This is a genomic window from Pseudomonas sp. 1L-C-7-B-C1 (assembly GCF_057291635.1).
Window position 1 is genome coordinate 204,022 of sequence record NZ_JBXAWH010000012.1, and the last position, 24,754, is coordinate 228,775.

General features: G+C 61.5%; 17 protein-coding genes and 2 pseudogenes. 5 read left to right on the forward strand and 14 right to left on the reverse strand.

Annotation, left to right across the window (positions count from 1 at the left end):
- The first annotated feature begins 77 nt into the window (after positions 1-77).
- Positions 78-350 (forward strand): CopG family ribbon-helix-helix protein, encoded by a 273-nt coding sequence (locus AC0Z8Z_RS19290; protein WP_272634622.1) that lies wholly within the window; start codon positions 78-80, stop codon positions 348-350.
- Complete coding sequence (locus tag AC0Z8Z_RS19295) at positions 350-625, forward strand: type II toxin-antitoxin system RelE/ParE family toxin (RefSeq protein WP_122537187.1); 276 nt, start codon at positions 350-352, stop codon at positions 623-625. Before AC0Z8Z_RS19290 ends, AC0Z8Z_RS19295 begins: the two co-directional genes overlap by 1 nt.
- A 56-nt stretch (positions 626-681) precedes the next feature.
- Here the strand turns inward: AC0Z8Z_RS19295 and ada are convergent, their stop codons facing one another.
- From ada to AC0Z8Z_RS19320, 5 genes and pseudogenes are all read right to left on the reverse strand, one after another.
- Positions 682-1,779 (reverse strand): bifunctional DNA-binding transcriptional regulator/O6-methylguanine-DNA methyltransferase Ada, encoded by a 1,098-nt coding sequence (gene ada, locus AC0Z8Z_RS19300; protein ID WP_485620167.1) that lies wholly within the window; start codon positions 1,777-1,779, stop codon positions 682-684.
- 96 nt (positions 1,780-1,875) lie between these two features.
- Complete coding sequence (copD, locus tag AC0Z8Z_RS19305; protein WP_485620168.1) at positions 1,876-2,739, reverse strand: copper homeostasis membrane protein CopD; 864 nt, start codon at positions 2,737-2,739, stop codon at positions 1,876-1,878.
- A gap of 4 nt (positions 2,740-2,743) precedes the next feature.
- The gene (gene copC, locus AC0Z8Z_RS19310) at positions 2,744-3,130 is read right to left on the reverse strand and encodes a copper homeostasis periplasmic binding protein CopC (RefSeq protein ID WP_485620169.1); all 387 of its coding nucleotides are present in this window, start codon (positions 3,128-3,130) and stop codon (positions 2,744-2,746) included.
- Positions 3,131-3,352: 222 nt separating this feature from the next.
- On the reverse strand, positions 3,353-4,408 hold the full coding sequence (locus tag AC0Z8Z_RS19315; protein ID WP_485620193.1) for a methyl-accepting chemotaxis protein: 1,056 nt from the start codon (positions 4,406-4,408) through the stop codon (positions 3,353-3,355).
- Positions 4,409-4,480: 72 nt separating this feature from the next.
- Positions 4,481-4,990, reverse strand: a pseudogene (locus AC0Z8Z_RS19320) (MCP four helix bundle domain-containing protein); the annotation flags it as partial.
- 637 nt (positions 4,991-5,627) lie between these two features.
- On the opposite strand from AC0Z8Z_RS19320, the gene AC0Z8Z_RS19325 reads away from it, so the two are divergent.
- Complete coding sequence (locus AC0Z8Z_RS19325) at positions 5,628-6,950, forward strand: OprD family porin (protein WP_122625146.1); 1,323 nt, start codon at positions 5,628-5,630, stop codon at positions 6,948-6,950.
- A 113-nt stretch (positions 6,951-7,063) separates the two neighbouring features.
- On the opposite strand, the gene AC0Z8Z_RS19330 is transcribed toward AC0Z8Z_RS19325, so the two are convergent.
- From AC0Z8Z_RS19330 to gcl, 3 genes are all read right to left on the reverse strand, one after another.
- On the reverse strand, positions 7,064-7,966 hold the full coding sequence (locus AC0Z8Z_RS19330; RefSeq protein ID WP_485620170.1) for a 2-hydroxy-3-oxopropionate reductase: 903 nt from the start codon (positions 7,964-7,966) through the stop codon (positions 7,064-7,066).
- Positions 7,967-8,089: 123 nt separating this feature from the next.
- Positions 8,090-8,872: a hydroxypyruvate isomerase gene (gene hyi, locus AC0Z8Z_RS19335; RefSeq protein WP_485620171.1), complete on the reverse strand. Its 783-nt coding sequence runs from the start codon at positions 8,870-8,872 to the stop codon at positions 8,090-8,092.
- A gap of 50 nt (positions 8,873-8,922) precedes the next feature.
- Positions 8,923-10,698, reverse strand: a complete 1,776-nt coding sequence (gene gcl / locus AC0Z8Z_RS19340; protein WP_485620172.1) for a glyoxylate carboligase — start codon at positions 10,696-10,698, stop codon at positions 8,923-8,925.
- Between the two features lie 108 nt (positions 10,699-10,806).
- Here gcl and AC0Z8Z_RS19345 point away from each other — a divergent pair, with 108 nt between their 5' ends.
- Entirely contained in the window at positions 10,807-11,715 is a 909-nt protein-coding gene (locus AC0Z8Z_RS19345) for a LysR family transcriptional regulator (protein WP_172612088.1), read from the forward strand.
- Between the two features lie 275 nt (positions 11,716-11,990).
- On the opposite strand, the gene AC0Z8Z_RS19350 is transcribed toward AC0Z8Z_RS19345, so the two are convergent.
- Both AC0Z8Z_RS19350 and AC0Z8Z_RS19355 read right to left on the reverse strand, forming a co-directional pair.
- Entirely contained in the window at positions 11,991-12,755 is a 765-nt protein-coding gene (locus tag AC0Z8Z_RS19350) for a 2-keto-4-pentenoate hydratase (protein WP_485620173.1), read from the reverse strand.
- 277 nt (positions 12,756-13,032) lie between these two features.
- The gene (locus AC0Z8Z_RS19355; RefSeq protein ID WP_485620174.1) at positions 13,033-13,944 is read right to left on the reverse strand and encodes a LysR family transcriptional regulator; all 912 of its coding nucleotides are present in this window, start codon (positions 13,942-13,944) and stop codon (positions 13,033-13,035) included.
- A gap of 223 nt (positions 13,945-14,167) precedes the next feature.
- Between AC0Z8Z_RS19355 and AC0Z8Z_RS19360 the strand changes: the two genes are divergently transcribed.
- Complete coding sequence (locus AC0Z8Z_RS19360; RefSeq protein WP_122537176.1) at positions 14,168-15,055, forward strand: DMT family transporter; 888 nt, start codon at positions 14,168-14,170, stop codon at positions 15,053-15,055.
- Positions 15,056-15,373: 318 nt separating this feature from the next.
- Here the strand turns inward: AC0Z8Z_RS19360 and AC0Z8Z_RS19365 are convergent, their stop codons facing one another.
- The 4 genes and pseudogenes from AC0Z8Z_RS19365 to AC0Z8Z_RS19380 all read right to left on the reverse strand — a co-directional run.
- The gene (locus AC0Z8Z_RS19365) at positions 15,374-20,989 is read right to left on the reverse strand and encodes a putative Ig domain-containing protein (RefSeq protein ID WP_485620175.1); all 5,616 of its coding nucleotides are present in this window, start codon (positions 20,987-20,989) and stop codon (positions 15,374-15,376) included.
- A 417-nt stretch (positions 20,990-21,406) separates the two neighbouring features.
- On the reverse strand, positions 21,407-22,618 hold the full coding sequence (locus tag AC0Z8Z_RS19370; protein ID WP_485620176.1) for a GGDEF domain-containing protein: 1,212 nt from the start codon (positions 22,616-22,618) through the stop codon (positions 21,407-21,409).
- A gap of 138 nt (positions 22,619-22,756) precedes the next feature.
- Complete coding sequence (locus AC0Z8Z_RS19375) at positions 22,757-23,596, reverse strand: methyl-accepting chemotaxis protein (RefSeq protein WP_485620194.1); 840 nt, start codon at positions 23,594-23,596, stop codon at positions 22,757-22,759.
- A 15-nt stretch (positions 23,597-23,611) separates the two neighbouring features.
- Positions 23,612-24,646 (reverse strand): annotated as a pseudogene (locus AC0Z8Z_RS19380) (HAMP domain-containing protein); the annotation flags it as partial.
- Between the last annotated feature and the right edge of the window lie 108 nt (positions 24,647-24,754).

Consider the following 24,754-nt stretch of genomic DNA (forward strand, 5'->3'; position numbering starts at 1 on the left):
CTGACCCTGTTCTTGACGATTTTTAATGACTCACTATGATTAACTTTAAATCACTCTCCAATCAGGACCTTCCTATCATGGCAACTTCCGCAAAGACCCGATCGGTGACGGCTCACGTTCCTGAGGCGTTGGCACAAAAAGTCGATTTGATGGCGGAGCGGCTGGAACGCTCCAAAAACTGGATCGTCAAACAGGCCCTGTCCGCCTGGATAGATCAGGAAGAAGAGCGCAGTCGCCTGACTCGGGAGGCATTGGCTGATGTTGATGCTGGTCACGTAATTGACCACCAGACCGTTCAGACCTGGGCCGATAGCCTGAGCACCGACACGCCGTTGCCGGTTCCACGCTGATGGAACTGAAGTGGACGAGCAAGGCGCTTTCCGACATTGCCCGGCTCTATGAGTTTCTGGCAGCGGCCAATCAGCCTGCCGCCGCACGAACCGTGCAGCAACTCACGGCGGCACCGACTACGCTGCTCGTCAATCCACGCATCGGCGAACGCCTTGAAGAATTTGAACCGAGGGATGTGCGCAGAATCCAGATCGGCCATTACGAGATGCGCTACGAGATAGCCAATTCCACAATCTATCTGCTGCGTCTGTGGCACACCCGTGAGGATCGATAGGATCGTGAAAGCAGCGGAACTGAAGTTTGAGCTGGGCTGAAACCGATCAAAATAGCTCAGCGTGAATGCTGTGGTTCCTTTTCTTGACCTTCACGCGTGAGCAACGCGCGCTTGCGCTCGACACCCCAGCGATAACCCGACAACGCGCCATCGCTGCGCACCACCCGATGACAGGGAATCGCCACGGCGATACGGTTTGCCCCGCAGGCCAGGGCGACCGCGCGGCTGGCGGTCGGCGCACCGATCCGTTGGGCGATTTGTGCGTAACTGGCGGTCGTGCCCGGCGGGATCTGCGCCAGGGCCTGCCACACCCGCTGCTGAAACGCCGTGCCCTGCAAATCCAGGGGCAGGTTCAGGCCCAGCTTCGGCGCCTCGATAAACCCCACCACCTCAGCCATCAGCCGCTCGAACTCGGCATCACCGCCAATCAGCGTGGCGCTGTGAAACTGATCCTGCAGGTCTTGCACCAACTGGTTGGGATCATCGCCGAGCAGAATGGCGCACACGCCGCGCGGACTCTGGGCCACCAGAATCGCACCGAGAAAGCACTCGCCGACGGCAAAACGAATCTTCAACGTGGCGCCGCCCTTGCGGTAATCCGTTGGCTTCATGCCCAGCAGTCCGGCACTGGCTTCGTAGAAACGGCTGTTGGAATTGAAACCGGCGTCATACAGGGCGTCGGTGATGCGTCCGCTGTCGGTCAGTTTGCTGCGCACCTTTCCAGCGCGGTGGGCGTTGGCGTAGCCCTTGGGTGTCAGGCCGGTGACGGCTTTGAAGACGCGGTGGAAATGCCAGGGGCTCATGCCGGCGTGGGCGGCCAACTCGGTGAGGGTCGGCAGCAACTCCGCTTCGGCGATGAGTCGGCAGGCCCCGGCGACCACGGCTGCATGCTGCTCGGCCAGACCGGTGCGATCGGCGGTGGCGCGCTTGCTCGGGCGGAACCCGGCGGCTTCGGCCTCGGTGGCGGTCGCAAAGAACACCACGTTTTCCGGGCGGGGCAAGCGTGCGCTGCTGCTCGGCCGGCAGTAAACGCCCGTGGTGCGAACGCCGTAGACGAACTCCCCGTCAGCGGTGGCGTCCCGTGACAACACGGCATTCCAGCGCGGATCGAGCTCGACATTTTCGGCGGACGGACGGCTCGGCTGACGGCTCATTTTCGGCGGCTCCCTGACGGTTCAATGGCCTGTAGGTTAGCGGCGTCGATGGCGGACGACACTCCGAGTCTTGCGCTCAAACTCTTGGTATCAACGTCAGCCCAGCATCGGCGGCAAGGTGCCGAGCAACGAGACCGCCGCCAGCGCACCTGCGCCGAGCAGGCCTTCCAGCAACACGCTCAGCCTCAGGCGCCGCACCGGAAGATTATCCGCCTGAGCCAATTGCCGGTTCAGTGCCGCCAGCACCAGCATGCCCAACACCATCGTTACTTTCACGGCTAGCACCAGGCCGAACCCGGCAAATGCCGGTTCAGGCCAGAATCCGCCGCTGAGGGCACGAACGTTGATAAGGCCCGTGGCGATGATGACCGCCACCAGCCCGTAGCCGATGCCGCTGAAACGCCGCAATACGGCTGCGAGGTCGACAGAATGATCATCCCTCAGCAGCAGGGTCAGCATCAGTAATCCGCCGAGCCAGGTGCCGACGCCGAGCAAATGCAGCATCTGGTTGAGGATCAACAGCTGGCCTTTCAGTCCATCGAACATTGCGCCGTGACCGACCGGCGCCAGGGTCAGCAGCAACAGCGTGTTGAGGACCGGCAGAATGCCTGGCTTGACCCGGAGGTGGAGGATGACCACCAGCGCGTTCAGCAGCAGATGAATAACCCACACGTGCCCGAACCAGGTGTTGCCCAGCACCCGCCCGACGGTGGACGGATTGATCGCGCCGTTCCAGTCGCTGCTCAGGTAAGCAGCCGTCAGCATCAGCCAGGCCAGCGCGCTCGCCAGCGCAATAGCGGCGAGCCAGACGAGCAGCCGACTCAGCCGAGGTCCCGCCGGGCTGGCCTCAAAAGGCAGCAGGTACGGGACGAACAACAGGCTGCGAAACGCGCCGACCCCGAACAGCAACAGCACTGCGCCGAAGTGGAGGAAGCGGCACAGGATCAGTCCTTCGTGCATGGGGTTATGGCGTCACCTGAAAGCGGTAGGTGCCTTCACTCTTGTGGGTGTCCACCGACACGGCGTGCCATTCCACCTTGTATTTGCCCGGGACCATCGGCACGGCCGGGGTCACGATCAGGACTTTCTTGTCGTTGGGATCAGTTTCGACGCTGCGCGTCTGGATGATTTCAGTCGGCGTATCAGGCGCGTCCAGGCTGATGACCACTTTGGTGAATGTGGCTTCGACGCCTTCGGAGAAGACCAGGCGCAGCTCTTTGGGCGCGCTCACTTCGCTGTCGGCAGCGGGCTGCTGGCTTTCAAGATGGGCGTGGGCGAGGGCAGCCGTTGAGGTCAGACAGGCCAATAGGGAAAGGCAGGAGAGGGCGTGCTTGAAACGTTGGGCAGACATCGGCGGGACCTTTGCTTGGGCGGCAGTTGCAGCGAATGGATGACGGCATCGACGAGGGTCGACTTGCGATGATCGGATCACTACTAGACCAGAAAGTGCAGAGGGACTCCAGCGATTAAGCCGGGTGCGGCGTCAAAATCAAGACGTCTTGAGCGCGGAAAACAAGGCGGGGGGTGATGGAGTAAAAGGGCCACGCCGCCTGCGCGACGCGGCCCTGCAGGGTCAGACCTTGAAGAAGCTCACACGGTCAGTGAGCACATCAGCCAGGGTCGACAGCTCGCGGCTCGAGCGCGCCACCTGATTGGAGCCGACGGCGGTTTCCAGCGCCGCGTCGTGGATGCGGTTGATGTTGACGCTGACGTCATCGGCCACCGCCCGTTGCTGCGCGGCGGCGCTGGCGATCTGCGCGTTCATGTCGTTGAGCGCGCCGACCTCGTGGCGGATTTTCACCAGCGCGGTTTGCGCTTCGTGGGTCTGCTCGACGGTGCGCTGGGCCATTTCACGGCTTTCCCGCATCAGGTCGGCAGTCTTCAACGCACCGGTCTGCAACTGACCGACCATGTCACGGATTTCCTGGGTCGACTCCTGGGTACGGTTGGCCAGGGAGCGAACCTCGTCGGCGACCACCGCGAAACCGCGGCCTGCTTCACCGGCACGGGCGGCTTCGATGGCAGCGTTGAGCGCCAGCAGGTTGGTGCGTTCCGCGATGGAGTTGATCACCGCTACAACGTTCTCGATGGCGCGGCTGTCGCTGGACACCTGGCCCACCGAGTCAGCGGCGCTTTCCAGCTTGCGCGCCAGTTGGTCCATCGCCTGGGCGGTGCCTTCAACCACGCGCTTGCCATTTTCAACTTCATTATCGGCCGTCTGGGTGGCATTCGCCGCCTGATCAGCGTAGCCCGCCACTTCTTTCACGGTGGTGGCCATCTGATTAATGGCGGTAGCCATTTGCTGGGTCTCGCTGGCCTGCAGGCGCATCTGTTCGCTGTTGCTGTCGGAACTGGACAACAGCTGGGCGGAGGAGTGGGTCAACGCCGCAGCAGCCGAGCGCACTTCGGTGATGGTGGCCGACAAATGCAGGTTGCTCGCTTTCAACGCGCCCATCACGCTGTCGGGGTAGGCCGTTTCGATCTTATCCGTCAGCTCACCGGCCGCCAGACGACGGATCGAGGCCGCAACCTGGTGAGGTTCGGCGCCGAGGGTCGACTTGAGGCTGCGGATGATCAGCAACGAGGCGATGATCCCCAACACCACGGCGATGCCGGTGGACAGCAACATCAGTGAAGCGAATTGCGCCGCGGTGACTCGCACCGAAGTGATGTGTCCGCTTATGGACGCTTCTTCAAGGTCGATCAGTGCGTTGATGCGGGCGAGCCAGTCTTTGTAGGCGCCGGACACCTGCTCCATCAGCAGCGTCTGGGCCTGATCGATCTCGCCTTGCTGGCGCAGCTTCAACAGTTTTTCGGTCGCGCTCAGCGCAGTGCGTTCGGCCGTCTTGATGTTGGCCAGCAGCTCTTGTTCACGGGGCGACGCACCCTTGGCCTGGTAGATGCGGTCCATGGGCGCGGCGGATGCCTGATACAGGCCGTCGAGGCGCTCGATGTCCCGCAAGTGCGTGGCGAGGCCGGCGTCGTTGCGCACCAGCACGGCATCGCGCAGGGCAATGGCCCTGTCGTGCACGCTGCCGCGGAAATTGATCGCGTAACGCTGTTTGACGGTGGCGTCCTCACTGACGTCGGTCAGGGCGGATTCCATCAAGTGAACCCGGTTAACGCCGACCAGTGTGACGAGAATCATCAGCGCGAGAACGAGCCCGAAGCCCAATCCCAGGCGCTTGGCAATTGATAGGTTTTTAAACATGGCGTGCACCTGAAATGAAAGCGTTCGTGATATTAGAACGCTATTACTTGGTGCGCTTTATATCGGAGTTTTGTTGGGACCGGTGAGTTATTTTTACTATGAAGGCAATAGCACCCGCCGGTACTTTTCGATGGAATTTTTACCCAATTGCGCGTTCACTCGAAGTCGGTGGACCCGCGCATGGTAAAGGGACGAAAAAAAGCCACCGCACTGACGTGAGGTGGCCAAAAGTCTTACCAAAGGAATGATGAAGCGGAGCATGATTCGATTGCCTGATGCTGCGGAGTCATCCGGCAATTGATTCGTGTTCTTCATCGCCGACGACGGTAACACTGGCCGAAAGTTTTCAACTATTACGAACATTGATAGTGACTATCAAGACTCGTTGGGAAACCCACTGTGCGGATAGTGCTACAAGATTTTCGGCCTGCAAATGCGTGGTCTAGCGCAGGTTGAACGGGCATCAACAACAATCAATGTGCTCCTTTGCCTGGAACAGCCGTCCAGTCATTGGCATGTGTGTTTCGTTTCCATCTGCCGCAACGCCGCTCCAGCGCTTAACCTTGATGTGAACTTCCAACAGTGCCCTGCATTCAGGGGCGCGCGCGCTGGGCCTTAATCGAGACAGGGGATAGCAATGACTTTCGTGAAATGGAATCTAATGACGCTGGCGGTTTCGCTGGGTGTCAGTCAATTGGCAACGGCAGGGGTTGTCAGTGATCAATCGGAGGCCAAGGGCTTCGTCGACGACAGCAGTCTGACCGTTCACCTGAAGAACTACTATTTCAACCGGGACAACAAGAACAGCAAGGACGACAGCAAGGACTGGACCCAGGGTGTGCTGGGTAATTTCAGCTCCGGCTTCACCCAGGGCACCGTGGGTTTTGGCGTTGATGCTTACGGCTATTGGGGCCTGAAGCTTGATGGCGGTGGCGGGACCACCGGCACTGGCAACCTGCCGGTGGACAGCCATGGCAATCCGCAGGATGAATACGGCACGGCCGGCGGGGCGCTGAAGATGCGCATCTCGAAAACCGAATTGCGTTACGGCAATCTGCAGCCCCAGGCGCCGGTGTTTGCTGCGGGCGGTTCGCGACTGTTTCCGCAAACCGCGACCGGCTTTAACCTGCTGAGCAGCGACATTGCCAATCTGGAACTCGACGGCGGCCACTTCACCGGCAGCAACGGCCCGGTCACCACCAACAATGATCACGGCATCTGGGCGGCGTATGCCAACGTCGAAGCCAGCAGCATTGACTACGCCGGCGGTAAATACGCACTCACCGATAATCTGTCGGTCAGCCTTTACGGCTCGGACCTCAAGGATGTCTGGCATCAGTACTACGGCAATGCCAACTACACCTTGCCGATCTCTGATCAGCAGTCGTTGAACTTCGATTTCAATATCTATCGCACCAATGACAGCGGCGCCGCCAAAGCGGGCGATATCAGCAACACGACCTGGTCGCTGGCCGCTGCGTATTCTTTCCTGACCGCCCACACAGTGACTTTGGCGTACCAAAAAGTGCATGGCGACACGCCGTTCGATTATGTGGCCTTCGGTAATAACGGCGCGGGTGACACCGGTGATTCGATACTGCTGGCCAACTCGGTTCAGTATTCCGACTTCAACGGTCCGGGCGAAAAATCATGGCAGGCACGCTATGACCTGAATATGGCGAGTTACGGTGCGCCGGGTTTGAGTTTCATGGTCCGTTATATCCACGGTGACGACATCGATGGATCCCATATCCCGTCGAACAGCACTTACACCGGTTATGGCGATGACGGCGACCATCACGAAACCAACCTTGAAGCGAAGTATGTGGTGCAGTCCGGCCCGGCCAAGGACTTGTCCCTGCGCATGCGTCAGGCCTGGCACACTGCCAACGGCGATCAGCCTGATGGCGACGTGAAGGAATTTCGTTTGATCGCGGATTATCCGATCAATATTTTCTGATCGGATGGCCTCTTCCCGGCTAAAGCCGGTCCTACAAACGTATCGCGTCCACGTGTAGGACCGGCTTCAGCCGGGAAGAGGCCAGCACAAGCAACACACTTCAACAGCGAACATCAATCAGGCCTGTGATCACCCCGAATTGAAAAATTCGCCATGTGTTCCAGCCCCTTGATCAGCCCCGAGTGATCCCAGCCACTCCCGCCCAATGCCCCGCAGGTGCTGAACACTTGCTGGACGTTGGCCGTGTTGGGCAGGTTCAACCCCAACTCCCGCGCGCCTTCGAGCGCCAAATTCAAATCCTTCTGATGCAGCGCGATCCGGAAGCCCGGGTTGAACGTCCCCTTGATCATCCGCTCGCCATGCACCTCGAGAATCTTCGACGAAGCAAACCCGCCCATCAATGCCTCTCGCACCTTGGCCGGGTCGGCGCCGTTTTTCGACGCAAACAGCAGGGCTTCAGCCACGGCCTGGATGTTCAGCGCGACGATGATCTGATTGGCGACCTTGGCGGTCTGGCCGTCACCGTTGCCGCCGACCAGAGTGATGTTCTTGCCCATGGTCTGGAACAGCGGCAGGGCGCGCTCGAAAGTGGCCTGTTCGCCGCCGACCATGATGCTCAGCGTAGCCGCCTTGGCGCCGACTTCACCGCCCGACACCGGTGCGTCGAGGTACTGCGCGCCGGTGGCGTTGATCTTCTCGGCGAAGGCTTTGGTTGCCGAAGGGGAGATCGAACTCATGTCGATGACCACTTTGCCGGCACCGGTGCCTTCGCTCAGACCGTTTTCGCCGAACAGCACGTCGTTGACCTGCGGGGTGTCCGGCAGCATGACGATGACGAATTCCGCTTCCTGTGCCACTTCCCGCGGGTTGGCCAGCACGGTCGCGCCGCCGTCCACCAGGGACGCGGGCGGGGCAATGAAGTGCCGGGAGAGAATCAGTTGATGACCTGCTTTCTGCAGGTTTTCTGCCATGGGCAGACCCATAATGCCGGTGCCGATGAATCCGATGTTAGCCATAGAAGATGCCTCTGGTTGTTGTTGGGGAGCAAGCGGCAAGCGGCAAGCTTCAAGCCGCAAGCTAGAAGCCTGACTGCGTTCGTCCGGCTGGCAATGCGTGAAGCTTGAAGCTTGCCGCTGACTTCAGATCAAATTATGGGTTTTCAGCCAGCCAAGCCCCGCTTCGGTGGTGGTCAGCGGCTTGTACTCACAGCCGACCCAACCGCGGTAACCCAGCCGGTCCAGGTGCTTGAACAGAAAGCCGTAGTTGATTTCACCCGTGCCGGGTTCGTGCCGACCGGGGTTGTCGGCCAGTTGCACGTGACGGATCGCCGGCAGGTGGTTTTCGAGGGTGCGGGCCAGGTCGCCTTCCATGATTTGCATGTGGTAGATGTCGTATTGCAGCGACAGATTGCGGCTGCCGACCTTCTCGCGAATCGCCAGCGCCTGGGCGGTGGTGTTCAGGTAGAACCCCGGAATGTCCAGGGTGTTGATCATCTCCATCACCAGATCGATGCCCTGGGCTTGCAGGCGGTCGGCGGCGTACTTGAGGTTGTCGACAAAGGTCTTCTCGATCAGCCCATCGTCGAACCCCTCGGGCTTGATGCCCGCCAGGCAGTTGATCTGGGTGTTGCCCAGGACCTTGGCGTAGGCGATGGCCAGGTCAACGCCGGCGTAGAACTCCTCGACCCGATCGGGGTGACAGGCGATGCCGCGCTCGCCCTTGGCCCAGTCCCCGGCTGGCAGGTTGAACAACACTTGAGTCAGCCGGTTGCGGTCCAGCTCGGCCTTGATCTGGGCGGAGCTGAAGTCATAGGGAAACAGGTACTCGACGCCACTGAACCCGGCGTCGGCGGCGGCTTCGAAACGCTGCAGAAATTCCACTTCAGTGAACAGCATCGACAGGTTGGCGCATAAACGTGGCATGACGTACTCCTTCTTGTTCTGGGCTCTTTTTCTTGGATAACCGGGGGCGATCAGTCCAACAGGCTGAGGGCGGTGGGAGCGTCGGCGCGGCTCTCGGCCAGGGACTCGAACTCGTTGATCGCATTGATTTCGGTGCCCATCGCAATGTTGGTGACGCGCTCGAGAATGATCTCCACCACCACCGGCACGCAGTACTGCTGCATCAGGCTGGTGGCTTCGGCGAAAGCGGCCTGCAGGTGCGCCGGGTCAAGCACGCGGATTGCCTTGCAGCCCAGGCCTTTGGCAACCGCGACGTGATCGACCCCATAGCCTTCCAGCTCAGGCGCATTGATGTTGTCGAACGCCAGCTGCACGCAGTAGTCGATGTCGAAATTGCGCTGGGCCTGACGAATAAGCCCGAGGTAGGAGTTGTTCACCACCACGTGGATGTACGGCAGCTTGAACTGCGCACCGACGGCAAGTTCTTCGATCATGAACTGGAAATCGTAATCCCCTGACAGCGCGACAACCTGGCGGCTCGGGTCCGCCTTGACCACGCCCAGTGCCGCCGGAATGGTCCAGCCCAGCGGGCCGGCCTGACCGCAATTGATCCAGTGCCGCGGCTTGTAGACGTGGAGGAATTGTGCGCCGGCAATCTGCGACAGGCCGATGGTGCTGATGTAGCAGGTGTCCTTGCCGAAGTACTGATTCATTTCTTCGTACACCCGCTGCGGCTTGACCGGGATGTTCTCGTAGTGGGTCTTGCGCTGCAGCGTGCGCTTGCGTTCCTGGCAGCTCGCAAGCCAGTGGCTGCGGTCCTTCAGCTTGCCAGCGGTGTGCCACTCGCGTGCCACTTCAATGAACATCGCCAGGGCTGCGCCGGCGTCGGAAACGATGCCCAGATCCGGCGTCAGCACACGGCCGATCTGCGTCGGTTCGATGTCGACGTGGATGAAGGTGCGGCCTTCGCTGTACACCGACACGGTGCCGGTGTGGCGGTTGGCCCAGCGGTTACCGATGCCGAGGACCAGATCGGACTCCAGCATTGTCGCGTTGCCGTAGCGGTGAGAGGTCTGCAGCCCGACCATGCCGGCCATTTGTGGGTGGTCATCGGGGATCGTGCCCCAGCCCATCAGCGTCGGAATCACCGGAATACCGGTCAGCTCGGCGAATTCAACCAGCGCGTCCGAGGCATCGGCATTGATGATGCCGCCACCGGCGACGATCAGCGGACGTTCCGAGGCGTTGAGCATCGCCAGGGCTTTTTCGATTTGCTTGCGGCTGGCCTGGGGCTTGACCACCGGCAGCGGTTCGTAGGCGTCGATGTCGAATTCGATCTCGGCCATCTGCACATCGAACGGCAGGTCGATCAATACCGGACCAGGCCGACCGCTGCGCATCAATTGAAAAGCTTTTTGGAACACATAGGGCACCTGGCCCGGCTCCATGACTGTGGTCGCCCACTTGGCCACCGGTGCGGCGATGCTGGCGATGTCCACGGCCTGGAAGTCTTCCTTGTGCATCCGTGCGCGCGGCGCCTGGCCGGTGATGCACAGAATCGGAATCGAGTCGGCGGAGGCTGAATAGAGACCAGTGATCATGTCGGTGCCGGCCGGGCCCGAGGTGCCGATGCACACGCCGATGTTGCCGGCGATGGCACGTGTGTAGCCCTCGGCCATGTGCGAAGCCCCTTCGACGTGGCGCGCCAGTACGTGGTCAACGCCGCCGAGTTTCTTGAAGGCGGCGTACAGCGGGTTGATCGCGGCACCCGGAATACCGAAGGCGGTGTCGACGCCTTCGCGACGCATCACCAGAACGGCGGCTTCGATGGCTCTCATGACGGTCATTTGTTAGTCTCCTGAACTCGATAGTTTTTGTACGTAAACAGCCTGATTTGAATCCGATGGTTTGTGAATGGCTGTTTTTATCCGTTCTATCGGTATCTGGAGTATCGAATGGATCGCTATACGGAATTGCGCAGCTACGTCCTGGTGGCCACCCGTGGCAGTTTTGCCGCCGCGGCGCTGGTGGAGGGCGTGACGCCGGTGATCATGGGCCGGCGACTGAGTGCGCTGGAGGATCGGCTGGGGGTGAAGCTGATACATCGCTCGACGCGGGGCCTGACCCTGACCGATGCGGGGGAGTCGTATCTGGAAAACGCCAAGCTGGTGCTGCAGTCATTTGAGGAACTGGACGCCAGCATCAGCGAGAACGAAACCAGCGTGCGTGGGCACTTGGTGGTGTCGGCACCGGCCGGGTTCGGCCGTCAGCACGTCGCGCCCCATGCGCCGGAATTCCAGGCGCGGTTCCCGGATCTGCAGCTCTCGTTCAACCTCACCGACAACGTGGTGGATCTGGTGCGCGAGGGCTATGACATGAGCATCCGCATTGGCGAGGTGCTGGACCCGAACTACGTCGCTATCAAGCTGTACGCCAACAAACGCGTGGTCTGTGGCTCGCCGGCGTATTTCGCCGAGCATGGATTTCCCCAGGTGCTTGAGGATCTGGCGCAGCACAATTGCCTGTCGTTCAACCTGCAGGGCGGCCAGCATCGCGGCTGGACGTTTCAGCGCGAGGGCAAGCCGGTGGCGATCAAGGTGGCGGGCAATCTGTACTGCAACGATGGCGAGCTGCTGTATGACTGGGCCAAGCGCGGGCTGGGCCTGAGCTGGCGTTCGACGTGGGAGATTCAGAACGAGGTTGAAAGCGGTGCGCTGCTCACCGTGCTGGATGAGTTCGCTTTGCCCAGTTACGACATCCAGGGCGTGTACCCGCAACAGCATTACCTGCCGGCGAAAGTCCGGTTCTTTATCGCGTTTCTGAAAGAGGTGTACAACCGGCCGGGGTACTGGCGGCAGGGGTGAGCCGTGATCCCTGCGCTTGATCCAAAAGCTTCCCGGCTAAAGCCGGTCCCACACGTCGTGCGCGGTCGGTAGGACCGGCTTCAGCCGGGAACAGCCCAGACAGCGCACGCTGCTTTAGGTAGGACCCGCGTCGGCGGGAATAGGGCAGAAAGCACACGATGCTTTTAGTGGGACCGGCTTTAGCCGGGAAGGGGCCGTAGCTGGCGCTGAAGGTAGGTTGGATGCACCGACGTCTTCCCGGCTAAAGCCGGTCCCACCAATGGTGAGCGAGAAACCTAAATCAACTCCACCGACACCGCCGGCAGTCCGCGAATCTGCCCGACCGCCAGGCCCGGCCCGCTGGTCTTGTACATCCCGGTGTAGGAACCGGTGGTGATCACCATCTCCGGCGTCACGTTCAAGCCATTCTGTGTGTGGTGATTGACCAGCCACGGCAGCAAACGCCGCGGGTCGCCGGCCGGATTTGCGCCGTCGCCCGGCACGATGTCTTCATCGCCATACGTGAAGCTCAGCGCCGGTTCAACGAAAGGGAAGTTGGCGTCGTATGGGATGAATTCGCTGATGACCAACGCCCCATGGTTGAGCAGGTCGCCCAAAGCCAGCAGCGGCTCGATCTTCGGCCAGGCCGCGAAACGACTCGACACCACTTCAATGGTCGCGCCCATCGTGGCGATGCTGCTCAGCACTTCTTCATCCGAATACGCCTCTTCGCGAGGGGCGAATTCGCGGCCAAGACGAAACGCGATTTCCAGCTCCAGAATCGGCGAAGGGTAGTCGACGCACTCGACCTGACTGCCGCTGGCGAAAATACCGTCGTCCGGCAGCAGCGCACCGTTGATGGGCCCGGTCGGCGATTTGGCGCCGACCTTCCACCCGCCCACAGTGGTGTCGCGCAGACGCAGAATCTCGCGCTGGAGCGCGTAGGCACTGGCCGCATCGGCGGGGACGTATTCAGGGAGAATGTCAGTGATTTTCTGACCGGCGCCCATGGCGGCGACGATCAGTTCGGCAATGTTCGCTGGGTGAGACGATGGATTCACGCGAGTCTTCCTTCAGGTCATTGATGGAAAGCGCCCCGTTCCTTGTGTTGCTGTGGCGAAGGATGACGGAGCCAGCGCGACCACTCTACCCCTATTTCAGTAGGTAGGGAGAGACTGGGGTGTCCGGTGGGAGTGACCGGGGTGGCGCTCCACCTTGCTCACGAAGAAGTCGATGCATTCAGCCACTTTTTTGGGACTGAGAGTAAGCCTTCGCGAGCAAGCTCGACTCCCACGGGATGGTGGGTTGACTCGATATTTGGGGTAGTCCGTCCCGCCCTCAGTTCGGCCCGGCGCTGTACTCCAGATCAGCGCGCAACCGCTGGACGCAGAAATCTACGAACGAGCGCACTTTGGATGACCCCCGTCGCCCTTCGACGTAGACCACGTACACCGGCATCGGCCTGACCTCGAAATCTTCGAGCACGGCGCACAACGTGCCGGCCTGCAAGTGTCGGCGGATCTGATAGGACGGCACCTGGGTCAGGCCCCAGCCATCGACCGCCGCATGAATGGAGGCGGTGAAAGACGTCATCGACAACCGCGACCTGACTTTCACTTCCTGATGCTGGCCTTCGATCCGGAAGGTCCAGTCGGGGCTGCGGCCGGTGATCATCACGGAAACGGTTTCGCGCTCAATGAGGTCGCCGGGATGCTGCGGCGAGCCATGGGCGGCGATATAGGCGGGGGAGGCGCAGACCATGCGGCGGACGGTGCCGACCTGAATGGCGGTCATCGACGAATCGGGTAGGTCGCCGATGCGCACGGACACGTCAATGCCTTCCTCCAGTTGCCCGGCAATCCGGTCCATCAACAGGCCCCGGATCTGCACTTGAGGGTGCTGAGTCAAGTAGTCGGTCATGATCGGCGTGACGTGCAGGTCGCCGAACACCTGCGGCGCGGTTACCGTCAGCAACCCGCGCGGCGTCCCATGAATGCCGGCGGCGGCGTTTTCGGCTTCGTGCAGATCGGCCAGCAGGCGGCGGCAATCGTCGGCGAAGCGCACGCCGGCTTCGGTCAGGCGCAACTGGCGGGTGGTGCGCACGATCAGCAAGGTGCCGAGCCGCGCCTCCAGCTGCGCGACGGCGCGGGTCACCGTCGCCGTGGACACGTTCAGGTTGCGCGACACTGCCGCGAAGCTGGGGCCTTCGGCGACGGCGGCGAAAAGGGTCATTTCCTGAATGCGGTCCACTGAGCGTCCGTTTCCGAGCCAACGAGAGCGGCAGTCTGCGGCAAATCCGGGCAAGCGGAAAGGCCTGACCCAGGCAGTCAGAAAAACACCTGCCTGGTCATGTTTGCTTGGTGCTCCGGCGACGGCTTCTATATTCTTGCTGAGGCTGGGCTCCTCGAACGAAAGCCGGCGCTCGACACGGCAAGGGACAGACCCGCATTCACGCAAGGCCAAAGGAACGCAGATGAGCACCACCAGCACGCCGCTCTCCGGCGTCAACCAGCCGTTGAAAGGCATCGCACTGATTCTGTTTGCGACCTTTCTGTTTTCCAGTCACGACACGCTGTCCAAGTACCTCTCCGGTATCTACCCGATCATGATGGTGGTCTGGGTGCGCTACGTGGTGCACACCGGGCTGATGGCGTGCATCTTCATGCCGTCATCGGGCCTGCGTGTGTTGCGCACCAAGCGCCCGGGTTTGCAGGCGTTGCGCGCGGTATGCCTGCTGGGCACGAGCCTGCTGTTCACCAGCGGCCTGATGTTCATTCCGATTGCCGAAGCAACGGCGGTCAACTTCCTCGCGCCGCTGCTGGTCACGGCGCTGTCGGTGCCACTGCTCAAGGAGACGGTCAGCCGCGGGCAATGGATCGCCGTGCTGGTGGGCTTCAGCGGGGTGCTGGTCATCGTCCATCCCGGGGGCGAGCTGTTCCGGCCGGCGGTGCTGCTGCCGTTGGGCTCGGCGTTCTGTTTCGCCTGCTATCAGTTGCTGACCCGTCTGGTCGCGGCCCACGACAGCCCGACCACCAGCAACTTTTTCGCCGGGCTGTTCAACAGCCTGTTGATGAGCGCGATCGTGCCGTTCTTCTGGCAGTCACCGGAGTGGAAGCACATTCCGTTCATGCTGGCGCTGGGCACCTGCGGCATGGTCGCGCACCTGATGCTGACCCAGGCGTTCCGCTTCGCCGCGCCGGCCATGCTGGCGCCGTTCGGCTACTGTCAGATCGTCTTCGCCGGGCTGTGGGGCTACATCGTCTTCAACCACTCGCCATCGCTTGCCGCCCAGGCCGGCATCGCAATCATCTGCCTCAGCGGGCTGGCAGCTGCCTGGCAACAGCGCAAAAAAGGCGGTTGATGCCCGCGATGCTGTGAGTGGGGCAGGGTTCAGCGAGTCATGTTGGATGCACGCGATGCCGTGAGTGGGACCGGCTTCAGCCGGGAAGAGGCCGGTGTGTATACCCTCCATTTTGCGGTGTGCGTGCTGACGCTTTCCTGGCTGAAGCCGGTCCTACACGGTAAATGCTGACCAAGCGTCCGAGTTTCAGCCAGTTAGGTTGGATGCACGCGATGCTTTCAGTGGGACCGGCTTTAGCCGGGAAGGGGCCACTGAGTACGCCATCCATCAAAAAAAACGGCCTCCATTGCGGAGGCCGTTTGGTTTTCAGGCGATCAATCAGGCAACGAAGTCAGTCACGTGCAGCTCCTTGACGCCGACCAGCTGGATTTCGAAGTCCGGGGTCGCATCGGCGTTGACGCTGCCGTAGAGGATCCCGTCGGCGAAGCGCAGTTGCCCGGTCGCGTCGTTGCTGTCAAAGGCGTTGCTGCCGATGAAGGTAAAGGCGTCGATGCCCGGTGTCTGCGGGTTGGCGTCCAGGGCGCTGAAGTCGAGCAGATCGCCCTCGGCACTCTTGAAGCCATTGATCACGTCGCGCAACGCGCCAACGCCCATGTCGGCAACGGAGTCGAAGACATAGGTGTCTGCGCCGGTGCCGCCGGTCAGCGAATCGGTGCCTGCACCGCCGATCAAACGGTCGTTGCCCGAACCGCCGATCAGCGTGTCGTTGCCCGCACCGCCGTTGAGCACGTTGGCGCCGCTGTTGCCGGTCAGGCTGTCGGCGAATGCGCTGCCGATCAGGTTTTCTACGCTCTTGAGCGTGTCCAGGCCCGAGCCGCCAGTGTTCTGTTGGGCCGAGGTCGACAGGGTGGCGGTGATACCGGCCTGCGCGCTGAAGTAGGACACCGTATCGTTGCCGTCGCGACCGTCCAGCACGTTGTTGCCGATGCCGGCGAACAGTACGTTGTCCAGCGCGTTACCGATGCCATTGGCCGCATCGGCACTGTCGATGTACAGGTTTTCGACGTTGGCGCCCAGGGTGAACGTCGCCAGGGTGCTGTGCACGCTGTCGATGCCGCCCGAGACGCGATCAGCGTTGGTTTCGATCACACTGTCGCCGCTGTTGTCGACGTAGTACGTGTCGCTGCCGTTGCCGCCGCTCATGCTGTCGGCACCGCCTGCGCCGTCGATGACGTTGGCCGCCGCGTTGCCGGTGATGAAGTTGCGCAGCTCGTTGCCGTTGCCGTCGATGGCTGAAACGCCGGTGAGCACCAGGTTTTCCAGATTCGCGCCGAGGGTCCAGCTGACCGACGCCTGCACGGTGTCGATCTGCGACGGCGAGTCGCTGCTTTCAGTGACGCTGTCGAAGGCGTTATCGACGATGTAAATGTCGTTGCCGTCGCCACCGCTCATGCTGTCGGCGCCGAGGTCGCCATCCAGCGTGTCATTGCCGGACGAGCCCACCAGGGTGTCGGCCTGGTCGGTGCCGAAGATCATGCCGCCTTCGTTCTGCGCACCGTCGAAGATCGCCTGTACGCTGTTGTTGTCGCTCGGGTCACCCTTGAAGCCCAGGTCGTCGGCGATGTAGTCGGCCAGACGCTGACCGACGATCTCGGCAGACTCTTCGTGCAGGTGCCAGACGTCATCGGGGTAGACCAGCGGGTCGACTTCGTGGCGCAGGGGCAGGTCGGTGTAATCCACCGCAATCTTCACGTCGTCACGCTGGGCGGCAATCGCTTCCTGGGTGGCACGGACATAGCCGACGCCCTCGACGATGCCGGCGATCTTCTCTTCCGAGAAGCCACGGGCGCGGGCTGCGTCCTGGTCGTAGTGACCGGTTTCCATCATGTACACGTTGAAGTTGCCGAACTGCGCGTGCAGGTAATCGAACACCGACAAAGTCGCCGCCTTGTACGCCGCCGCAGCCGCTTCCTTGTCCGAAGCGCGGGCGATTTCCTGCGCCGCTTCCTCGCCCTGGCCCCAGATGATGCCCATGGTCACGTTGTCGATCGACTTAAGCTCGGTGAGCTGGTCGTTCAACAGGGCCACGGCGCGCAACAGGGCCGGGCCCGGTTGGTCGATGTCGGTCAGCCACCAGCACAGCTTCAATTCTTCGGCGCCGAGGGTCGACATGCCGTTGACCGTGCTGCCGCCCACCGCGATGTCGATGCCATTGCCGTCCGCATCGTTGAACTGGCTGCGCACGTCGTACGTGGTGTACTTGCTCAGGCCGTCGACCAGCATGGTGGTGCCGGACTGGCTGTCGTCTTCGGTCATGCGCAGCAGACGTGCGTTGGATTGCCCGAGGGTCGGCAGGAACAGAATGTCCTGGTCAGCCCGCGAGCCGAACACGAAGTCGTCGGCCGTGAGGGTGTTCAGGTAGTTGCCGCTCAGGGCGATCTCGAAGCGGTGACCGTCAGCATCGGGCACGCTCGATTTGATGTACGTCTTGTCGCCGGCGGCATTCAGGCTCAGGTAAAGCGTGCCGTTGCTGCCGTCGCCCAAACCGAGGAAACCCAGGGTCGATACGTCGATCTTGTCCACGCCGTGGGTAAAGTCGTAGATCGTGTCGGTGGCCGTGACGCCGCCGGTGTTGTAGTCCCGGTAGCTGTCCTGCACGCTGGTGTAGCGGAAGGTGTCGGCACCATCGCCGCCGTACAGCGAGTCGCGTCCTGCGCCGCCGTCGATGATGTCCGGACCTGCGCCGGCGCGAATGGTGTCGTTGCCGCCCAGGCCGAGGATCAGGTCCGCGCCCACCGTGCCGGTGATGGTTTCTGCATTGTCAGTGCCGGTGATGGTGCTGGCCGGTGCGTCGGCCACGGCCAGGGCAAAGCTGTCACTGACCGACGCGCCGGACGGATCAGTGGCCTTGATCAGCAGCGTGTAGTTGCCCGAAGCGGTGCTGGTCGGCGTGCCGCTGAAGGTCAGGCGGGTGCTGTCGAAACTGAGCCACTCGGGCAGGGCACTGCCGTCGGCCAGGGTCGCGGTGTAGGTCAGCGCGTCGTTATTGCCGTCGGAGAAGCTGTTGCTGGTAACCGCGTAAGTGAACGGAGAGTTCTCCGTGGCGTTCTGGTCCAGCAGCGGAATCACTACCACCGGCGCGACGTTGCTGGGCACGTTCTGGTCGGCGAAGACGAAATGGCTGGCGTTGAGGCTGCCGGCCAGGTTGCCCGCAAGCGACAGCTCAAAACGGTTGCCGCTGGCGTCCGCCACGTTGTCTTTGACGTAGGTGCGGTTGGTGCTGGCGTTGTAGGTCACTTGCAGCGTGCCGTTGAGGCCGTTGCCCAGGCCTGTGTAACCCAGTCCCGAGAGGTCGATCTTGTCGGCGGCCACGTCGAAATCGAGGATCTGGTCGCTGGCGCTGGTGGTCGCCGTGCGATAGCTGTCCTGGGTGGAGGTGAAGCGGAACACGTCCGACCCTGCGCCGCCGGTGAGTTTGTCGGCACCGGCGCCACCGATGAGGATGTCGTTGCCGTCGCCGCCATTGAGGGTGTCATTGCCCGCGCCGCCGAAGAGCTGGTCGTTGCCGGTGGTGCCGGTCAGCGTGTCGTTGTTCGGCGTGCCGTTGATGACGCCCGGCGTCACAGGGACGTCCTGCACGGCGAGTGTGAAGCTGTCGCTGACAGTGGCGTTGCTCCCATCGCTTGCAGTGATTTTGATCGCGTAAGTGCCCGACGCGGTGTCGCCCGGGGTGCCGCTGAAAGTGCGGGTTGCGGCGTCGAAGGTCAGCCAGGCTGGCAGGGCCGTTCCGTCAGCCAGGGTCGCGGTGTAGCTGAGGGTGTCGTTGTCCGGGTCGGTGAAGCTGGTGCCTGGCACGACGTAGCTGAACGGCGTGTTTTCGGTGGCGTTCTGGTCCAGTAACGGATTGGCCACCACGGGCGCCTGATTCACCGTCGGCGCAGTGGCGAACACGAAGTTGGCGCTGGTCAGTTTGTCGAGGTAGTTGCCTACGAGCGCGACTTCAAAACGATTGCCCTCGGCATCGGCGGTCAACGACTTGATGTAGGTCTTGTCGCCGGCATCGTTGAGCACCGCGTACACGGTGTTGTTCATGCCGTCGGCAAGGCCGGTGAAGCCCAGCTTGGAGAGGTCGATCTTGTCGGCGGTGACGTCGAAATCGGTGATCACGTCGCCCAGATTCGCGCCGCCGGCGTTGTAGTTGCGGTAGCTGTCGGTGCGGCTGGAGAACACGAAGGTGTCAGCGCCCGCGCCACCACTCAGGGTGTCTTGCCCGGCGCCACCATCGAGACGATCGTCACCACCGCCGCCGGCCAGGCTGTCAGTGCCGGCAAGGCCCAGCAGTGTGTCGGCCCCGTCAGTGCCCTGCAGCGAATCATTGCCGGTCGTGCCCGTAAGGGTTCGGTTGAAGATGAAGTTGTCGGCGGTCAGGGCGCTGACCAGATTCCCGGCGAGGATCAGTTCGAAGCGATTGCCGTTGGCGTCGGCATCGTAATCCTTGATGTAGGTGCGGTCGTTACTGGCGCTGTAGCTGATCTGCAGGGTGCCGCCACGGCCGTTGCCCAGGCCGGTGAAGCCCAGGCCGGCCAGGTCGATCTTGTCCTGGCTCGGGTCGAAGTCGGTGATGGTGTCATCAAAGCTGGTGGTCGCGGTGCGGTAACTGTCGGTTTCGCTGGTGAAGCGGAAAATGTCCGCGCCTGCGCCGCCGGTCAGCTTGTCGATCCCGGCCCCGCCGATGAGGATGTCGCTGCCGCCACCGCCGTTGACGGTGTCATTACCCGCGCCGGCGTAAAAGATCTCGTTGGCGTCGCTGCCCAGCAGGGTGTCATTGCCGTCGGTGCCCTGAACCGCCACCACGGGCACGGTCGCGCTGACGTAGCTGCCATCGCCGTACAACAGGGTGTCGCCCTTGGTGGTGTGGCTGATGGTGTTGCCGATGATGGCGTTACGGTCGGTGCCGTCTTCGTTGCGCTCGGCCACGCCATAGGTCGACAGGGCGCTGCCGTTTATGGTGTTGCCCTGGATGGTGTTGTCGCTGCCGTTGAAATACTTGCCCGAAACGCCGTTGGTGTCGTCGTAGGATTGAATGATGATTTCCGGTACGCCGCCGCCCAGTGCGTTGTTGCTCAACGTGTTGTTGATCACGTCGACGTTGTTGCTGCCGTAGATGCGCACACCGGCGCTGGCGTTGTCGTGGATGTCGACGCCGGTCATGGTGACCTCGCTGGACAGCTTGATTAGCACGCCTTCGGCGCCATTGCCGTAGACCTCGCCGCCGGTGATGGTGATGTTGTTCGGCGAAGGGATGTTCTCGCTGCCGCGCTGCACCACGATGCCGCCACCGCCATTGCCATAGGCCACGTTGTTGCTCAGGGTGAAATCGTGGCTGCTGGTGACCACGTTGAAACCGTGGCGATCGTTGTCGTAGGCGATGTTGTTTTCGAAGGTGCTGTCGCTCAGGAAGTCAGCGACGAAGCCGTCCAGGCCGTTGCCATGGGACACGCTGTTCTTGATGACCATGTTGACGGTCTGTTCGTGGGGGTCGAAGCCGTAACCGGAGCAGTCCTTGATTTCCACGCCGTCAAGGGTGACGTTGGAGTCGTAGCCTTCTTTGCCGGGGATGTAGCCGTTGAACCAGCCGTCGATCTTTCCGGTGGTGTTGTCCCGGTTGCCGTCGAGGGTCAGGTTGCTCAGGCCGAAGTCGTGGGTTTCTTCGCCATAGGCGGAACGGATGATGCCGGTGATTTTGGTGTCCGAACCGTCGGCTACCTTGATGTTCGAGACGCCCATGCCGTCGCCGTACATGTAGACGTTGCTCTTGAGCATGAGGCAACCGTCGGAAGGTTCCTCACCGCCTGACACGATGTAGGTCCCGGGGGGTACATAAACCTGTCCTCCGCCGGCAGCCGCTGCGGCATCAATCGCTTGTTGAATGGCCGCGGTGTCGTCAGAAACGCCATCTCCTTTGGCGCCAAAATTTTGGACGTTAAAAATCATGTACTTATCTCCGGTCACAGGCTGGGGTCTCGCTGCGTGCCAATTTCCAATCGGCGTGCACGCAGGTATGACCTAGCGGAACGGAAAAGTTGTAGCCGTACGTCGGGAAACCGTCGTTTTGTGACGGTCGGCACATTTAGGTTGTTTGTTGTGTCACCTATTTGACGTTTGGAAGGTTGTGGTTTTCTGTCACTTGGGTGAGCAGGAGGGTGGATCTGGGTTCCCACAAAGTTCGCGTTCAGCCAGTGACTCTGGATGCACGCGATGCTTTTTAGTGGGACCGGCTTCAGCCGGGAAGAGGCCCGTGTGTGCCCCGCAGATTTAGCGACATGAATGTCGACGTCTTCCCGGCTAAAGCCGGTCCCACAGGGTGATCGCAGTCATTCAGTCGGGACCGCCGTTTGCTGGCAGGGCTCGTCAGGCTACTTCAGCAGGAGCGCAGCGCAGGCAGTCACGGCCTTCGCCTTTGGCGGCATAGAGCGCCTTGTCGGCCATGGCGATGAGCACTTCGGCGCTGGTGTGCGTTGCGCTGGCAATGGCGAGACCGAGGCTGATGGTGACCCTGGCTCCATCGCCCAGCACCGGGTGGGGAACGTTCAGCGCGGCGACTGCTGCACGGAGGTTTTCCGCCAGCGCCCTGGCCTGGGCCGGGTGGGCGTGGGTCATGAGCACGAGGATTTCTTCGCCGCCAAAGCGGAAGGTCAGGGCATCGGCCTTCTGCGCGGTGCGCTGGATTACGCCACTGAGCAGCCGCAGGCAAGTGTCGCCCTGCAGGTGTCCGTAGTTGTCGTTGTAGGATTTGAAGTGATCAATGTCCAGCAGGATGACCGCGACGTTCATGGGCGTCTGCGCGGCTCGGCTCCACAGTGACGCCAGCACCTCGCCCTGAAAACGCCGGTTGAATAACTGCGTCAGTGAATCGATGCGCGCCAGTTCCACCAGCTGCGCGCGCAGCAACCGCCCGCGCAATGCAAACAGGTAGCTCAACCGACTGCCGTGCTCCAGAAACCACGACGCCATCATCAGCAACGCGCCAGCAGAGAAGAAAAGCAGCGCGTTGGCCTGCCAGATCTTGTAGTCGGCGAAGTCTGCGACATAAGTCGTTACCAACTGGATGACCAGCATGCAGGCCATGGCCACTGCCGCGCAGCGTACCGGCACCTGCTGGATCACCGTGCAATACACCATGATCAGCAGCATCCCCAACTGGTAGTGCAAGCGGAACGGGCTTTCGCTGTAAATCATCGCCACCAGCGGCATCACCGAACACGTCACGGTGCCGATGGCTGCCGTTGTTTCGACGACCTGTCGGGTAGTGGCGCGCCGCGCGATGACTAACAGGATGACGAAGATCGGCGTCATCAGGCAGACACGGCCCAGCGCCACGTAGGTAAACATGTCGTTCAGGCTGAGCCAGTCGCTGACCATGAACAGGTTGTAGATGAGGATGCCGCCGATGCCCACTGCGGTCAGAAACTGCCGGCGTTGCTCGAGTGTCTCGACTTCGTAACGGCTTTCCAGCTCGGTACTGAACCGCAGGCTGCGAAAACGCGACAGGATGGTGCGATCGACCTCGGCGAGAAGTTGCGCGTCGTTTGGGCCGGGTCGATCAATGACAAAGGAAAGCATGTTGCACCAAAAGGGTGGGTTGACCGGACTATGACATCACCAGTGATGCCTTAGTGCCATCATTTCGTCGGAGCGCTGTTTTCGCAAGGACTGCCCGATCAAGCGTCGGATTTGCGATGAACTGCGCCCCGTCGCGCCTCATATACGGAAACTGCCCACCAACTGCGTCAAGCGCACCGACTGACGTTCCAGGTCGGAGCAGGCGCGCAAGGTGGCTTGCAGGTTTTCCACACCTTCCTGATTCAGCGTGTTGATTTCAGTGATATCCACATTGATCGCTTCGACCACCGAGGTCTGTTCCTCGGTGGCCGTGGCGACCGACTGGTTCATCGCGTCGATCTCGCCGATCCGCACCGTCACGCTTTCCAGGCTGGTGCCGGCCTGATTGGCAATGCTCACGCTTTCATGGCTCTCGCGCTGGCTGTCATTCATGATCGCCACCGCTTCCCGGGCGCCGTGCTGCAGCTCTTCGATCATTTTCTGAACCTGGCTCGCTGACTCCTGGGTGCGGTGCGCCAGACTGCGGACCTCGTCAGCCACCACGGCAAATCCGCGTCCGGCTTCCCCGGCGCGCGCCGCTTCGATGGCCGCGTTGAGCGCCAGCAGATTGGTCTGCTGTGAGATGCCGGTGATCACTTCAAGGATCTGGCCGATGTTGGCGGTCTTGGCGTTGAGCTGTTCGATCTGCTCGCTGGCGCCGCTGATGCGCGTCGACAAGCGATTCATGGCCTGAATGTTCTGACCGACCACGGCCTGACCGTTGGACGCCAGACTGCGCGCATCGCTGGAATGCCCGGAAGCCATGGCGGCGTTTTGCGCGATTTCCTGGGCCGCAGCACCCAGCTCATTGATGGCCGCCGCGACGCTGCTGGTGCGGTTGGCTTGCTGGTCAGAGTTGAGCATCGAAGAGTTCGACGCGCTGACCACGCGCAGCGCGACTTCGTTGAGCTGCACGGTGGAGGAGGCCACTTCGCGCATCGAGTCATGGATCCGCTCCACGAACAGGTTGAAGCCGTTGCCCAGGTAACCGAACTCGTCCTGGCTGAGAATTTCCAGGCGTTTGGTCAGATCGCCTTCGCCTGCCGCGATGTCATGCATGGCGCGGCCCATGGTGTTCAGCGGACGCATCAGCACGTTGAGCAGCACGCCCAGCAGCAGGATGATCAGGACCACGGCGATGATCGTGGCGACGATGGCCGAGTTACGGAAATCCCCCAGAGCAGCGTAGGCCTGGCTTTTGTCCACGGCGATGCCGACGTACCAGTTGACCGACGGCAGACCGTCAACGTGGGCAAAGGTAATGATTTCGGTCCTGCCGGCGTGCTCGCTTTCGCTGATGTCCCTGGACAAACGCGGGGTAGCGCTCGGGTAGACCTCGGCCAGGGTTTTCATCACCAGCGAGGTGTCCGGATGCACCAGAATGCGGCCATTGGCATCGACCAGGAAGGCATGGCCGTCGTTCTGCAGGCGCAGCGCGCCAATCATCTTCACCAACACGTCCAGACTCAGGTCGCCGCCCGCGACCCCGGCGATGCCGGAAGCGCCTTTGACCGGCGTGGCGATCGTCACGATCAGGCCCTTGGTCACGGCGTCCAGGTAGGGTTCGGTCAACGTGGTCTTGCCGGCTTTCAGCGCATCGGTGTACCACGGACGAGTGCGCGGGTCGTAATCGCCGGGCATGTCGTCGGGCGGCTGCGTCACGAACGAGCCATCGGCCTTGCCCAGATAGATGCTCATGAACGTCGAGATCAGCGTCGGCTGACCGAGCAGGCGGTTGAATACTTCAGGCGACGGCGAAACGGCGGCGCCCTCGGCGACGTTTTCCACCAGCAGGATGCGTCCCGACATCCAGTTCTGAATATTACCGGCCGTACTTTCGCCCATCTGGTTCAGACTTTCCCTTAACTGATCCCGGATGGCATTGCGTTGCAGATAATCGTTGTAGAGGGTGAACAAGGTAAATGCGGCGATTACCACCAGCGAGGCCGCTAGCAGAATCTTGTGGCTGAATTTCAGGGATTTTGTCATGCCGTACGGGCCTTCAAGCAATTGCGGGGAAAGGATTACGCTGTGTCTGCCGGTCTATCGGCGGGCGCTGCGATAGATGGATGCCTTCCCGGGCAAAAGAGGCCTTTT